Source organism: Rhodococcus sp. 2H158, assembly GCF_053764755.1.
Window position 1 is genome coordinate 168314 of record NZ_JBSNCE010000006.1, and the last position, 13355, is coordinate 181668.

Annotated in this window: 15 protein-coding genes; 8 read left to right on the forward strand and 7 right to left on the reverse strand. The window is 71.8% G+C overall.

The features are described 5' to 3' along the window. The first annotated feature begins 19 nt into the window (after nt 1-19). Both ACWPOB_RS07815 and ACWPOB_RS07820 read left to right on the forward strand, forming a co-directional pair. Nucleotides 20-817: a CPBP family intramembrane glutamic endopeptidase gene (locus tag ACWPOB_RS07815; protein WP_455400497.1), complete on the forward strand. Its 798-nt coding sequence runs from the start codon at nt 20-22 to the stop codon at nt 815-817. A gap of 112 nt (nt 818-929) precedes the next feature. Next, nucleotides 930-2222: an LCP family protein gene (locus ACWPOB_RS07820; protein ID WP_455400498.1), complete on the forward strand. Its 1293-nt coding sequence runs from the start codon at nt 930-932 to the stop codon at nt 2220-2222. 93 nt (nt 2223-2315) lie between these two features. On the opposite strand, the gene ACWPOB_RS07825 is transcribed toward ACWPOB_RS07820, so the two are convergent. From ACWPOB_RS07825 to ACWPOB_RS07840, 4 genes are read right to left on the reverse strand one after another with little or no spacing between them, the layout of a single operon-like run. Beyond that, nucleotides 2316-3230, reverse strand: coding sequence for a DUF5926 family protein (locus ACWPOB_RS07825; RefSeq protein ID WP_455400437.1), 915 nt, complete (start codon nt 3228-3230; stop codon nt 2316-2318). A gap of 9 nt (nt 3231-3239) precedes the next feature. Next, complete coding sequence (locus tag ACWPOB_RS07830) at nt 3240-4013, reverse strand: glycerophosphodiester phosphodiesterase (RefSeq protein ID WP_100059057.1); 774 nt, start codon at nt 4011-4013, stop codon at nt 3240-3242. Beyond that, nucleotides 4010-4996, reverse strand: coding sequence for a DUF4328 domain-containing protein (locus tag ACWPOB_RS07835; protein WP_455400438.1), 987 nt, complete (start codon nt 4994-4996; stop codon nt 4010-4012). The genes ACWPOB_RS07830 and ACWPOB_RS07835 overlap by 4 nt, the downstream gene beginning before the upstream one ends. Further along, a complete protein-coding gene (locus ACWPOB_RS07840; RefSeq protein WP_455400439.1) occupies nt 4996-5133 on the reverse strand; it encodes a hypothetical protein in 138 nt (45 codons plus the stop codon). Before ACWPOB_RS07840 ends, ACWPOB_RS07835 begins: the two co-directional genes overlap by 1 nt. Nucleotides 5134-5503: 370 nt before the next feature. Between ACWPOB_RS07840 and ACWPOB_RS07845 the strand changes: the two genes are divergently transcribed. Beyond that, on the forward strand, nt 5504-6430 hold the full coding sequence (locus ACWPOB_RS07845) for an LLM class F420-dependent oxidoreductase (protein WP_100057841.1): 927 nt from the start codon (nt 5504-5506) through the stop codon (nt 6428-6430). Nucleotides 6431-6443: 13 nt separating this feature from the next. On the opposite strand, the gene ACWPOB_RS07850 is transcribed toward ACWPOB_RS07845, so the two are convergent. From ACWPOB_RS07850 to ACWPOB_RS07860, 3 genes are all read right to left on the reverse strand, one after another. Further along, nucleotides 6444-7040, reverse strand: coding sequence for an Rv1733c family protein (locus tag ACWPOB_RS07850; protein ID WP_100057840.1), 597 nt, complete (start codon nt 7038-7040; stop codon nt 6444-6446). 153 nt (nt 7041-7193) lie between these two features. Continuing rightward, nucleotides 7194-7862 (reverse strand): peptide-methionine (S)-S-oxide reductase MsrA, encoded by a 669-nt coding sequence (gene msrA / locus ACWPOB_RS07855; protein WP_455400440.1) that lies wholly within the window; start codon nt 7860-7862, stop codon nt 7194-7196. A gap of 9 nt (nt 7863-7871) precedes the next feature. Continuing rightward, the gene (locus ACWPOB_RS07860; protein ID WP_100057838.1) at nt 7872-8975 is read right to left on the reverse strand and encodes an acyltransferase family protein; all 1104 of its coding nucleotides are present in this window, start codon (nt 8973-8975) and stop codon (nt 7872-7874) included. A 285-nt stretch (nt 8976-9260) separates the two neighbouring features. Between ACWPOB_RS07860 and ACWPOB_RS07865 the strand changes: the two genes are divergently transcribed. From ACWPOB_RS07865 to ACWPOB_RS07885, 5 genes are all read left to right on the forward strand, one after another. Then, nucleotides 9261-9884, forward strand: coding sequence for a superoxide dismutase (locus ACWPOB_RS07865; protein ID WP_006944654.1), 624 nt, complete (start codon nt 9261-9263; stop codon nt 9882-9884). A gap of 181 nt (nt 9885-10065) precedes the next feature. Further along, nucleotides 10066-10593 carry a hypothetical protein gene (locus ACWPOB_RS07870; protein ID WP_006944656.1) on the forward strand — a complete coding sequence of 176 codons (528 nt, stop codon included), beginning with the start codon at nt 10066-10068 and terminating at the stop codon, nt 10591-10593. 258 nt (nt 10594-10851) lie between these two features. Continuing rightward, nucleotides 10852-11559: a TMEM165/GDT1 family protein gene (locus ACWPOB_RS07875; RefSeq protein ID WP_455400441.1), complete on the forward strand. Its 708-nt coding sequence runs from the start codon at nt 10852-10854 to the stop codon at nt 11557-11559. Nucleotides 11560-11684: 125 nt separating this feature from the next. Beyond that, nucleotides 11685-12104 carry a MarR family winged helix-turn-helix transcriptional regulator gene (locus tag ACWPOB_RS07880; protein WP_029546932.1) on the forward strand — a complete coding sequence of 140 codons (420 nt, stop codon included), beginning with the start codon at nt 11685-11687 and terminating at the stop codon, nt 12102-12104. Continuing rightward, nucleotides 12101-13327 (forward strand): MFS transporter, encoded by a 1227-nt coding sequence (locus ACWPOB_RS07885; RefSeq protein ID WP_455400442.1) that lies wholly within the window; start codon nt 12101-12103, stop codon nt 13325-13327. Before ACWPOB_RS07880 ends, ACWPOB_RS07885 begins: the two co-directional genes overlap by 4 nt. Nucleotides 13328-13355 lie beyond the last annotated feature (28 nt).

Consider the following 13355-nt stretch of genomic DNA (forward strand, 5'->3'; position numbering starts at 1 on the left):
CACAATCGCGACCGTGACGATCCGCACCTGGCTGACCCCACCCCCACGCCAACCGGCCGAGCCCCTCGACCCGACGGCCCGTCGTGCGCTGTGGATCGAGATCACCATCGTCCTGCTCGTCACGTTCGGGCTGAGCGGGCTCTCGTCGATGCTCTCGCTGCTCGAGTCGGCGCTCGCACCGGCGCCGCTGTCCGACCAGACCGTCGCGCTGAACGTCCCCCGCTCGTCGCAGCAGTTCATCGACCTGGCCCGGCAGGTGCTCGGCATCGTCCGGTTGCTGGCATGGGCTGCGCTCGGGGTGTACCTGCTGTGGCGCAGCGGCATCGGCCCGAAGGCGATCGGCTTCGCCCGGGACCAGGTGCGGCGCGGCCTGCTCCCCGGCGTGGGGCTGGCGGCCCTCATCGGGATTCCCGGCCTCGGCCTGTACCTGGTGGCGCGCGCGGCGGGCCTCAACCTCACCGTCGCGCCGAGCACCCTCGAGGACTACTGGTGGCGGCTGCCGGCGCTGGTGCTATGGGCGATCGCGAACTCCGCCGCCGAGGAGGTCCTCGTCGTCGCGTACCTGATCACGCGACTGCGGCAGCTGGGCTGGTCGGAGAATTCGTCGCTGCTCGCGTCGTCGCTGCTGCGCGGCAGCTACCACCTCTACCAGGGCCTCGGCGGCGGGCTCGGCAACGTCGTCATGGGCCTGGTGTTCGGCCGGTACTGGCAGCGCACGTCGCAGCTGTGGCCGCTGGTGGTGGCGCACGCGCTGATCGACAGCGTCGCATTCGTCGGCTACCAGGCGCTGCGCGGGCACGTGTCCTGGCTGCCCTAGCCCGGGCTGCGTACATTGGGAGGTCGTGAACGGCGACCATCCCGACCCTCGGCCCCGGCCCCGGCCGCCGCATCAGCCTCCGCAGATGCCGCCGCCGCGCCGCCCGGCACCGATGGGCCGGCCGGCGCCGCCGCCATCGCCGTCGCCGGAGGGACCGCAGATCATCCGTCGCGACGGACGTCCCCCCGCCCCGCAGCAGGCCTGGTCGCAGGCGCCCACACCGCAGTACCGGCCACCGGCACCCCCGCCGCGACAGCCGAGGCCGGCCCCGCCGCCACACGACCCCCCGAGGCAGCAACCGCCGAGGCAGCAGCGCGACTGGGCGCCCAGACAAACCCCCGAACCGTACGACGAGCCGCGCCGCGCCGCGCCGCCCCCACCGCCGGCCCCGCCGCCGCGGCGTCGGCCCACCCCGCCCGCGCCCGAACCGGCCCCGCGCCGTCGCCCCGTCCGCGCCCGTCGCCTGCTGCGCCGTGCCGCGATCGTCGTGCTGGTGCTGATCGCCCTCGTCGGCGCCGGTGCCGTCTACCTCGACGGCAAGCTCACCCGCGTCGACGCGCTCGCCGACTACGACGACCGCGTCGGCGACACCCCCGGCACCAACTGGCTGCTCGTGGGGTCCGACAGCCGCACCGGCCTCAGCACCGAACAGGAGCAGGAACTCGCGACGGGCGGGGAGACCGGCCCGGACCGCACCGACACCGTCATGCTGATCCACGTGCCCAGCGGCGGCGGGGCCACCACGATGGTGTCCCTCCCCCGCGACTCGTACGTCCCGATCCCGGGCCACGGCCAGGACAAGCTGAACGCGTCGTTCGCGCTGGGCGGTCCGGCGCTGCTGGTGCAGACCGTCGAGGGCGCCACCGGCGTGCACATCGACCACTACGCCGAGATCGGGTTCGGCGGCTTCGCCTCGATCGTCGACGACCTCGGGGGTGTGGACGTCTGCCTGCCGCAGGCCATCGACGATCCGCTGGCGGGGATCTCCCTGCCGGCCGGCTGCCAGGAACTCACCGGTCCGCAGGCCCTCGGCTTCGTGCGTACCCGCGCGACGGCGCTGGCCGACCTCGACCGGATGAACAATCAGCGGCTGTTCATGTCCGCCCTGCTCAGCAAGGCCACCGGCCTGAGCACGCTGCTGAACCCGGTGCGGATGTGGTCGCTGGCCTCCGGGGTCGCCGGCTCGCTGCGGGTCGACGAGAGCGACCACATGTGGCACCTGGCCCGGCTCGGGTGGGCGATGCGCGGCGAGACGGTGACCGCCACCGTCCCGGTCGGCGGCTTCGAGGACGTCTCCGGGATCGGCAACGTGCTGCTGTGGGATCGGTCGCGGGCCGTGCCGTTCTTCGACGCATTGGCCCAGGACCAACAGATTCCGCCGGAACTGCTGACGCCGCCGTCGTGAGCCCGCTCGCCGCGAGCCGAGCGAATGTATCGCTCATCTCCGTAGGCCGACGGAACGATACATTCGCTCGGCTCGGGCCGGCGACTGGACGGGTCAGCGCAAGGTGACCTGACGACTGCGCAGGCCGTCGCGCGAGCGCCGCTCGGCGGCGGTGAGCGGCGCGTCGACCGCCAAGGCCTCGGCGAGCCGGGCACCGAACTCGGCGGTGGGGCCGACCCACTCGTTGGGGTGCCGCTCGGGGTCGAGATCGAACACCGGCACGAGCAGGCCGTGGGTGCGGAACGACCCGGCGAACCGCGAGCCCTCCCCCAGGTGCAGACCGCCCGCGGCGTGCACCCGCGACAGCGCGGACATCAGGGCGTCTTCGTCCTCCGGACGCACCCAGCGCAGGTGCGCCTTCTCACCGGCATCCACCCACCAGGCGGCGACGACGCCCTCGCCCTCGAGCCGCGCGGACGGCATGATCGCGTCGTTGGCGTGCTTGACGGTGTGCGCGACGTCGGGTGAGACCTCGACGCCCTCGGGGATCCACCAGTCGAAGTCCTGGTGCACGGTGATCTCCGGGACGACGTCGACGTCGATCAGATCGTGCAGACGCGGCCCGTCCGGACCGGGTTCGGCGACGGCGAGCGACGACCCGGCCTCCGCCTCCCGAGCCCACGCGATCGCGGCGCCGAGCTCGGCGGCCGGGTCGGGGCCGGCGGCGGCGAGCTGCAGCCCGACGTACGCGGTGGTCTCGTCCCCCTCCTCGCGGGCGAGCGCGGCGACGGCGCCGGGCAGCACGGTGGCCGCGCGGACGGCCCGGCCGGGCGTGGTCAACGGCAACGTGAACACCGCCGACGGAACGAACTCGCGCAGGGCCACCAGGTCGCACTCGAGGGCGAGACCCTCGAACGGCCGGGTGACCGTGGCAGCCTCGGCCTCCCGGGCGAGCCGGCGCTGCTCGAGCTTCGCGGCACGGTTGCTGCCGGGCTTGGGTCCGCTGTTTCTCTTACTCTTCTTGGCCACGGCGCAAAACTACACGCCGCGCGAAGCGCCGAGCAGAAGCTTGGTGCGCCCCGGATGATTGGTGGCCACCCAGCCGACGCCGAGGTCGCGGCACAGTTCGACGTCGGCGGGATCGTCGACGGTCCAGCAGTAGGTGGCGCGGCCCGCGGCAGCCGCCTTGTCGACGAGCTCGGGGTGCTGGCGCAGCGTGAGGATCGAGGGGCCGATTGCGGTGGCACCGACGGTGGTGGCGGCGCTGCCCCCGAGATAGTGGGAGGTGTCGCCGAGGAGCACCGTCGGCAGCAGCGGCGCCGACCGGCGCACCCGCCACACCGCGGCCGCCGAGAACGACATCACGACGACGCGGGAGAAGTCCGCGGACGCGGGGGTGGCGAGCCGGAAGCGGGCCAGCTCGGCGAGGAGTTTGGCCTCGACGAGCCCGCCGTAGCGCACGGGGTGCTTGGTCTCGACGAACAGCTTGACGGGCCGGCTGGTCCAGTCGAGGGTCAGCTCGATCAGCTGCCGCAGCGTCAGCAGTCGCGCCGGCTCGCCGGGGGTGCCGTAGTCGAGCTCCCCGAGCTGGGCGAGGGTCATCTCGCTGACCAGGCCGCTGCCGGTGGAGGTCCGGTCCACGGTGCGGTCGTGGATGCACACGAGATGCCCGTCGCGGGTGAGCCGCACGTCGCATTCGAGGCCGTCGGCGCCTTCCTGCAGCGCCAGTTCGTAGGCGGCGAGGGTGTGCTCGGCCCTGGCGGCGGAGGCCCCGCGGTGCGCGACGACGCGCGGTTCACCGGCCGCGGTCACGAGGCCACCGCCTCGTCGGGGCGCGCGCCGACCGGTTCGATCGGCGCGATGGGTTCGTACTTGGGGCCGGTCGCAACGGTGCGGCGGGGCAGGCGACGGGGACGGCCGCGCAGGTCCTCGTCGTCGAACAGCCGCACCACATGCAGCGCCGCGACGGCGACGGCCGCGGCGAGGGCCGCGGTCACCGCGGCGAGCAGCACCCCGTCGGCCTGCGCCTGCAGGGTGGCCCTCTGCCGCCACAGCACGTTGACGACGAACAGCACGCCGCCGAGCACCCACAGCACCCACCACGTGCGCACGGCTCGTCGTAGCCGGGGGTCGCCGGGACCGGTGATCTCGGTGAGGAAGACGCCGGGCATCGCGAGGTTCACGCCGGGCACGAGGCACCCGAGCAGCAGCGAGATCCGGCCGCGCGGGTCGGCGACGCCGCGGGCGGCGAACAGCTGTCGCCGCACGCGGATCAGCCGCAGCGTCGCCGCGACCCCGGCGGCGAGGGCGACGGCAGGGCCGCACAACTGGGTGGCCCACACCAGGGCGTCGGACGCCGCGAGGGCGAGTGGGTCGACGAGGCGCGTGCGGTTGTACAGCAGCAGCCCGTAGCGGACGGCCTCGGCGACGGCGGCGAGGCCGAACACGACGGCGGTTCCGGCGAGCAGCGTCGGGGCGAGATCCGCGAGGGTTTCCTCACGCGACGGGGTCGACGGCTCGCCGGCCGGGCGAGGATCGGCAAGGCCCCAGCGCGGCACCTCGTGGTAGCGCGGGGTCGGGCCCGCCGGCCGCCGTCGCGGCCGGGGACCGTCCTGGCCGGAGCGGGCCTGCGGCGGCCGTGCCACCCAGCGGAAGTTGCGGCGCCCCGGTGGAACGGGGGCCGCGGTGTCGTCGGGGGACAGCAGCAGCCCGCGGCAGCCCGGGCACCACTGCCGGGGCTGCCAGGACACGGGCCAGCGGTGTCCGCAGCGGACGCAGATCTGGTAGGCGGCCATCAACAGATCTTCGCCGAGGCGTCGCCGTCGTGCCCGAGATCCCGTTCGTCGGCCTCGCGCACGTCGAGCAGCACGACCTCGGGACCGATCGGCGGCACGTCGGCGACCGTGACGGTGGGCACGTCGGGGAAGCTCACATCGTCAATACTGGCACGCCGCTGCGGCGCATGCAGCGACCACCGCGGATCCCGCCCACCCCACGGAAAAGGGCCGCCCGCCCGATTCGCCCCGTCCCGGCGGGGTCGCGTGAAAACGCCTCCGCCCGGGAGTTATCCACAGTTTCCACAGCTTCATCCACAGAAGGCTCAGTTTCCACAACGGCACATCGCCTCACTCCGGGAACATTTCGGCGGTGAGGGGCCGGTCTACTCCCGTCATTCGTTGCCCCACAGGCATCTTCTGCACCACCACCGCGCACGGTTCACGGCTCCCGGCGCACCTTCGGCAGCGAGTGCGCGATTCGACGCAGACCGACGTGGTCTTCGCCGAACTGAAATGATCGACGGCATGGAACTACGGATCTTCACCGAACCTCAGCAGGGTGCCACCTACGACGACCTGCTCGCCGTCGCGAAGACTGCCGAGCGGCTCGGCTACGGCGCCTTCTTCCGTTCCGACCACTATCTCGCGATGAACTCCGCCGGCCTGCCCGGCCCGACGGACGCCTGGATCACGCTGGCCGGCCTGGCCCGGGAGACCTCCACGATCCGGCTGGGCACCCTGGTGACCTCCGCGACGTTCCGCCACCCCGGTCCCCTCGCGATCACCGTCGCCCAGGTCGATGCCATGAGCGGCGGCCGGGTCGACTTCGGGCTCGGCGCAGGCTGGTACGAGGAAGAGCACCTCGCCTACGGCATCCCCTTCCCGTCGCTGAAGGAGCGCTTCGACAAATTCGAGGAGTCGCTCGCCGTGATCACCGGGCTGTGGCAGACGCCGGTCGGGGAGACCTTCTCGTACGAGGGTGCGCACCACCGCATCGTCGATTCACCGGCGCTGCCCAAACCGCACCAGCGCTCCGGTCCGCCGATCGTGATCGGCGGCGGGGGTAAGCGCCGTACTCCGGCCCTCGCGGCCCGGTACGCGGACGAATTCAACATCCCGTTCCAGTCGGCGGAGGCCACCGCGGCCCAGTTCGCCCGCGTGCAGGACGCGTGCCGCGCGGCCGACCGCGACCCTTCCGAGCTGACGTACTCGAACGCGCTCGTGCTGTGCTGCGGTAGCGACGAGGCGGAGATCGCCCGCCGCGCCGCCCGGATCGGGCGCGAGGTGGACGAGCTGCGGGAGAACGGTCTCGCCGGCACGCCCGCCGAGGTGGTCGACAAGATCGCCCGCTACGCCGAGGCCGGGTCGCAGCGCATCTACCTGCAGGTGCTGGATCTGGCCGACCTCGACCACCTCGAACTGGTGGCGCGGGAGGTCATGCCGGAAGTGTGACGACGAGGCGCGGTCAGTGGCTGCTGGTGGAACCGAGGAAGGCCGCGATTTCGCGGCTCCATTCCCGGTTGCGGGTGCGATCCAGCCGCCACCGGCCGTAGCCGAACACCGCGGCGGCGAGCAGGGCCGCGGCGAACCAGAGCGAAAGCCCGACCAGGACCGAGGAGATCTTCGCGCTCGTCGCGCTCAGCGGCGCGAGCGCCTGTTCGCCGTTCGGATCGACCCAGATCTGCACGTCGGCGCCGGCGGGTGTGCCGTAGTCCACGGTGACGTCACCCCGGCGCTTCTCATCGCCCCAGGCCCAGGTGGCGGGCGCGGACGCGGAGGTCACCATCGTGAGTTCACCGGCAGTGGCGTCCGTGGTCTCGGCCACAGCCTGCGTCTTCGCCGTCACGAGGGTGCGTTCGGCGGTCTGCTGCACGGCGAGGGCCGACTGGGTGTCCCAGGTGCGGGCGCCGACCCAGCCGGCGAGGGGGATCGTCGCCAGAACCAGGAGCAGCACCGCCACGGCGAGGCGCGCCTCGGCACGGTCGGTGCGTCGGATCAGCGGGTGGCGGCCACGCAGCCCCCGCCGCAGGACCCGCAGGTATCCGCTCGTGTTCCGCATCATCTCGGCCTCGATCCTCTCCCCCGTGACAACTCCCTCTTTCCAGAGTGATACGCACAGCTAACGACGGCAAGGCGTTCCGGCCAACGTCACAGAAGACCCGGAAATCGCCGGGGCCGATCCGCTCGGGACCGAGCGCGACGCGGGGGCGCGGCGTCAGGCTCCGAGGCCGACCGGGCAGCTCACCCCGGTGGCGTGGACGGGGCAGTACCCGTTCGGGTTCTTCGCCAGGTATTGCTGGTGGTAGTCCTCGGCGTAGTAGAACTGCGTGAGCGGCGCGATCTCGGTCGTCACGGCGCCGTAGCCGGCCGCGGCGAGGCGGGCGCCGAAGTTCTCGGCGGTGGCCTCGGCGATCTCGATCTGTCCCTCGTCGAACGTGTAGATCGCCGAGCGGTACTGGGTGCCCTGGTCGTTGCCCTGCCGCATGCCCTGGGTGGGGTCGTGGTTCTCCCAGAACTGCTTGAGGATGCTCTCGTAGGAGATCACCTTCGGATCGAACACGACCAGCACCACCTCGGTGTGCCCGGTCCGGCCCGAGCAGACCTCCTCGTAGGTGGGATTCGGGGTGTATCCGCCGGCATATCCCGCGGCCGTGGAGTACACGCCCTCGAGCCCCCAGAACTCCTTCTCCGCACCCCAGAAACAGCCCATGCCGAGGACGGCGGTCTGCATCCCCTCGGGAAACGGCGGCGTGATGCGGTGTCCGTTGACGTAGTGGGTGTCGGGAACGGGCAGCGGCTCGGCGCGGCCGGGCAGCGCCTGCTCCTGCGTGACCATCACCGACTTCGAACCCGCACGGGCGAGGATGTCGTCGAACCAGGACATGCCTCGATGCTACGCGCGCGGCTTCTCCACGGGTTCCGTCTCGGCCGCGACCTGGGGCGACGGGCGTGGCGACAACCACCGGGCGGTGATCCAGCGGGCGGCCGGCACCTCGACGCCGCGGTAGAGCAGTTCGGCGACGGCCGCGCACACCAGCGCGAAGGCGAGCACGGCGCCGGTGCGGCCGAGGTGGGCAACCGTGTTCTCGTACACCCGGTACAGCACCAGCGTGTGCACCAGATAGATCGCGTAGCTGCGGGTGGCGGTCCAGTGCAGCACCCGCGAGCGGGCGAACCGGCCGTCGATGCGGGAGAGCAGGACCACGCACGCGGTGACCACGACGATGGTCCACAGGTAGCGGCTGCCGGCCCAGTACACCTGGTAGTCGGTGGCCAGGTGCACCACCTGGACCTGGGCGAGCAGCGCGACGATCAGCCACCGCCGGGACGTCAGCCGCGCCCAGCCGAGGTACACGATCTGGCCGAGGAACACGGTCGGCATCGTGGCCGCGACCTTGGACAGGAACGGCACCGTGTACGGCTCGGGCAGGTACAGGTTGTACAGCAGCACCAGCATGCACACCACGGCGCCGAGGACGGGCACCACGATGGGCCGGGTCCGCAGGAGCGGCCGGGCGGCGACGCAGTACAGATAGAACGTGATCTGCACGGCGAGGGTCCAGGTGACCCCGAGGACCGCGACCTCGGGCTTCAGGAAGAACCCGCCCAGGAAGAAGCTGAGCACGGCCTCGACGCCGGAGACGCCGGTCTGGCCGCTGAACATCCCGTTGATCCCGAGCCGCACCAGCAGGATCGCGGCGAGGATCGCAACCCAGAACGCCGGCAGCAGCCGCGCGCTGCGGGCGACGAGGAAGCGCCGCGGTTCGTCGCGGATGGCGGAGCGGGTGATGAGCAGCCCGGTCAGGGTCATGAACATCGCGACCCCGAGGAAGGACAGGTGCTGGTTGAGGCCGGCGCCCTCGATGAGAACCCGGTACACGACGTCGATGACCCACCAGCCGGTGCCGAGGTCGTCGATGAGATAGAAGGAGATGTGCGAGTACAGCACCGCCAGGACGGCGACGGTGCGGAGCAGGTTCACACCGGGCAGGTCCACACGCGGCGCCGGGGCGTCGTGCGTCCCGTCGCTCGCGAGGGGCCGAAACATCCGACGATGTTAAGGGCCTGTTCACCCGTCGGCCGAATTGTCCGGCGTTTCCGCAGGTAGGTCGTCGGTCCCTTTTCGGACGCCGCCGCGACTCCCTCCGCCGCCACCGCCGCCCCGCACAACCGGCTGCGCGGGCGGTATTGCAGAGGGTGTACTTATGGGTTTGGGTGGAAACCCAGAAGTACTTGAAAATCACGCACGGGCCCCGCCGGGCCCGAAGAGAAGGGATCCTTCGTGGCTGAGTACACGCTTCCGGACCTGCCCTACGACTACGCCGCGCTCGAGCCGCACATCTCGGCGAAGATCATGGAGCTGCACCACAGCAAGCATCACGCGACCTACGTCGCCGGCGCCAACACCGCCCTCGAGAAGATGGCGGAGGCGCGGGAGAACGGCACGATGGCGGCGCAGGCCACCAAGCTGGAAAAGGACCTGGCCTTCCACCTCGGTGGCCACACCAACCACTCCGTCTTCTGGAAGAACCTGTCGCCGGAGGGTGGCGACAAGCCGGACGGCGAGCTCGGTGCCGCGATCGACGATGCGTTCGGTTCGTTCGACGCGTTCCGCGACCACTTCTCGGCGAACGCCAACTCGATCCAGGGCTCCGGCTGGTCCATCCTGGCCTGGGATTCCATCGGCCAGCGGCTGATCATCGTCCAGCTGTACGACCAGCAGGGCAACATCCCGATCGGCCTGACCCCGCTGCTCATGCTCGACATGTGGGAGCACGCCTTCTACCTGCAGTACCAGAACGTCAAGGCCGACTACGTCAAGGCCTTCTGGAACATCGTGAACTGGGCGGACGTGCAGGCCCGCTTCGACCGCGCCCGCACCCAGACCGCCGGTCTGCTGGTCTAGTCGCGTCGCACTTCGCGAAGGGGATGCCGGATTCCGGCATCCCCTTCGCGCGTTCCGGAGGGACGCGCGACGGAGCTGGCACTCGGGGGCTCTTGTGTGCCAGCGGACGAAACGGTCATTCTTCACCTACCCAACGGCGTGTATCGGTCATCGACTGTCGTCACACCGAGGAGGTAGCGGGATGAGTGGGAACGAACAGATCGGCCTCGCCGCCTTCCACACCGGAGGATCCCTGCGGGGATTCGTGGTTTCGGGGCGGTGGCCGGAGAGCACGCGGGAATGGGCACAGCTGCTCGCGGTGACGGTGCGGGTGGCGTCGCTGCCCGGCCTGCTGACCACCTCGACGGTGTTCGGGGTACGGGAGGAACTGCCCGACGACCCCGCGCCGGGCACGGTGGGCCTGGTGCTCGCGGAGGGGCCGGTGATCGGCGACGAGGCGGTGGAACCGGGCCGGTTCGCGGCGCACCAGCCGCCCGCCCTGATCATGCTGCACCCGCCGTCGGAGACGCGGCCGTCGCTGCCGGAGTGCACGGGTGCGGCGTCGGGGTGCGTGCTGCTGCCGGGGCTGCCGCACCTGGGCCTCGAGCACCGGGCCGCGTGGGTGGAGGCGGAGGCCGACGGGACGGTGACGTCACTGGTCAGCCGGGTCGGCGTGGATCCCAACAGCGATCCCGACACCGCGGTTCTGGCCATGCTGCTCGCCGCCTGACCGGGACCCGCACCTCGAAGTTCGGGTTTCCAAACTTATTGTCGCCTTTGCCTTTTCGTGCAGCCCACGTTATGGTTGCCTAAGCGAAGGGGAGTAGCCCACAATCGCCCGGTCGACATACTGGCGTTCAGCCCGGCCCGGCGAACCGGATTCCGCGCCGGTGGGCGAGACCTTCGGCCGCGACGCACCCGCGTCGCCCGGCCGGAGGAAGGTCCCCACCTCCTCCACACCGACACGCGAGGAGGAGGAACCCCCGGTATGTGGTCCGCCCTGGTCCTGAGTTTCGCCGTCGTGTTCGTCGCCGAACTCGGCGACAAGTCGCAGCTCATGGCGATGACGTTCGCCTTGCGCTACCGCTGGTGGGTGGTCCTGTCCGGCATCCTCGCGGCCACGACCGCGGTGCACCTCGTCTCCGTCGCCGTGGGCCACTACCTGGGCCTCGCGATCCCCACCTCGGCAATGGCGATCGTCGGCGGCCTGGCCTTCCTGTTCTTCGGCCTGTGGACGCTGCGCGGCGACTCCCTCGACGAGGACGAGCAGGGCAAGGCCGCCCGCGTCACCCGTTCGGCCTTCCTCGCCGTCCTGTCGGCCTTCTTCCTCGCCGAACTCGGCGACAAGACCATGCTCGCCACCATCGCCCTGGCCGCGGACAACGACTGGGCCGGCGTGTGGGTCGGCTCGACGATCGGCATGGTCGCCGCCGACGCGCTGGCCATCGTCGTCGGCGCCGTCCTCGGCAAGCACCTGCCCGAGAACGCGATCCGGCTGGCGGCGGCGGCGCTGTTCTTCGGGTTCGGCGCCTGGATGCTCGGCGAAGGCCTGGCCCCCGGCACGCCCGCCGGCCCGGTCGCGGGCGGGGTGACCCTCGCCGTCGCGCTCGCCGTCGTGGCCGGCCGTGCGCTGCTGCGCCGCCGGACCGAGGTCGCACGGGTCCCCGTCGCCGTCGAGGAACCCGCCGAGCGGTAGAGCACCGCGCGGGTGCCCCTGCGTCCGCCTCCCCAGGAGTATGCTTGCCGATAGGCAAGTAAATGGAGGTGGGCATCACGACCGCACACGACCGCTTCGACGAGGAAGACGTCAACCGCCTGCGCGTGGCGCTCGGCCGCATCGCGCGCCGCGTCGACCGCCGCACCGCCGGCGCAGGTGGACTCACCCGGTCCCAGTTCTCGATCCTCGCCACCGTCGCCCGGCGCGAGACCGTCGGCGTGCGCGAGCTCGCCGAGATCGAGGGCCTCAATCCGACGATGCTCTCGCGGATGCTCGGCAAGCTCGAGGACGCCGGACTCCTGACCCGTTCCCCGGACCCGGACGACAAGCGCGTCGTCCGCGCCCACATCACCGAGGCCGGTGCTCGCACGTTCGCCGACCTGCGTCGCATGCGCACCGCAGTGTTCACCGAGCACCTCGCGGAACTGTCCCCCGAGCGGCTCCACGCCCTGCACGACGCCCTGCCGGCGCTCGAAGCGCTCGCCGAGCAGATGTGCCGTCGCTCCGCGGAGGAGCGCCGATGACCGTCCTCACCGACCTGCGCGGCCAGACCTTCGCCGCCTTCCGCGGCGCCAACTTCCGGCGCTACATCAGCGGCCAGGCGGTCTCCCTGATCGGCACGTGGATGCAGACGGTCGCCCAGTCGTGGCTGGTGCTCGAGCTCACCGGCTCCGGCACCGCGATCGGCCTCGTCCTGGCCCTGCAGACCGTGCCGATGCTGCTGCTCGGCCCCTACGGCGGGGTGGTCGCCGACCGCGTCGACAAGCGCCGGCTCATGATCGGCCTGCAGTCCGCGATGGGTGTGCAGGCCCTGATCCTGGGCCTGCTCACCGTCACCGGTGCCGTCCAGCTGTGGCACGTGTACGTCCTCGCCGTGGTGCTCGGACTCAACCAGTGCTTCGAGAACCCCGCCCGCCAGTCGTTCATGCTCGAGCTGGTCGGACCGGAGGACCTGCGCAACGCCGTGAGCCTGCAGTCGGTGCTGGCGTCCGTCGCGCGCCTGATCGGCCCGGCCGTCGCGGGCCTGATCATCGCCGTCGGCGGTCTCGGCGTGTGCTTCCTGCTCAACGCGCTCAGCTTCGTCGCCGTCGTCGCCTCGCTGGCGAGCCTGGACCTGTCCCTGCTGCGCCCGTCGCCACCCGCCGCCCGCGCCCGCGGCCAGCTCCGCGAGGGGTTCGCGCACGTGCGGCAGACCCCGGCACTCGCGGTGCCGCTGCTGACGATGGCGCTGGTGGGCTGCCTGGCGTACGAGTTCCAGGTGGTGCTGCCCGTGGTCGCGCAGCAGACCTTCGGTGCCGGCGCCGAGACCTACGGCTTCCTCACCGCCGCGATGGGCGCCGGTGCCGTCGTCGGCGGGCTCGCCGTCGCCACGTGGGGTCGCACCGGCACGACCGCCGTGGTGGTCACCTCCGCGGTGTTCGGCGTGGTGCTGCTCGCGGCCGCGGTGGCGCCCACGCTCGAGCTCATGCTCGCCGCGATGGTGCTGGTCGGCGTCCTCAGCGTCGCGTTCACCGCCACCACCAACAGCTCCCTGCAGCTCGCCGCGGCCCCCGGCATGCGCGGGCGCGTGATGGCGCTGTTCGCGGTGGCGTTCCTCGGCTCCACCGCGATCGGCGGTCCGATCGCCGGGTGGGTCAGCGAACAGTGGGGCGGCCGGGCCGGACTGCTGCTCGGCGCCGCCGCGTGCCTCGTCGCCGCGGGCGTCGGCGCGACGCGCCTCGGGCGCGACGGCGGGCCGGAGTCGTGACCCCGGCCGCCCCGGTGCCGGGCGGCCG

What these genes read in the sequence shown, in the direction of transcription:
- ACWPOB_RS07875 (WP_455400441.1), top strand. Translation starts at nt 10,852, where the DNA reads ATGTGGTCCGCCCTGGTCCTGAGTTTCGCCGTCGTGTTCGTCGCCGAA.
- msrA (WP_455400440.1), bottom strand. Translation starts at nt 7,862, where the DNA reads ATGTCCTGGTTCGACGACATCCTCGCCCGTGCGGGTTCGAAGTCGGTG.
- ACWPOB_RS07820 (WP_455400498.1), top strand. Translation starts at nt 930, where the DNA reads ATGGGCCGGCCGGCGCCGCCGCCATCGCCGTCGCCGGAGGGACCGCAG.
- ACWPOB_RS07835 (WP_455400438.1), bottom strand. Translation starts at nt 4,996, where the DNA reads ATGGCCGCCTACCAGATCTGCGTCCGCTGCGGACACCGCTGGCCCGTG.
- ACWPOB_RS07850 (WP_100057840.1), bottom strand. Translation starts at nt 7,040, where the DNA reads ATGATGCGGAACACGAGCGGATACCTGCGGGTCCTGCGGCGGGGGCTG.
- ACWPOB_RS07845 (WP_100057841.1), top strand. Translation starts at nt 5,504, where the DNA reads ATGGAACTACGGATCTTCACCGAACCTCAGCAGGGTGCCACCTACGAC.
- ACWPOB_RS07885 (WP_455400442.1), top strand. Translation starts at nt 12,101, where the DNA reads ATGACCGTCCTCACCGACCTGCGCGGCCAGACCTTCGCCGCCTTCCGC.
- ACWPOB_RS07870 (WP_006944656.1), top strand. Translation starts at nt 10,066, where the DNA reads ATGAGTGGGAACGAACAGATCGGCCTCGCCGCCTTCCACACCGGAGGA.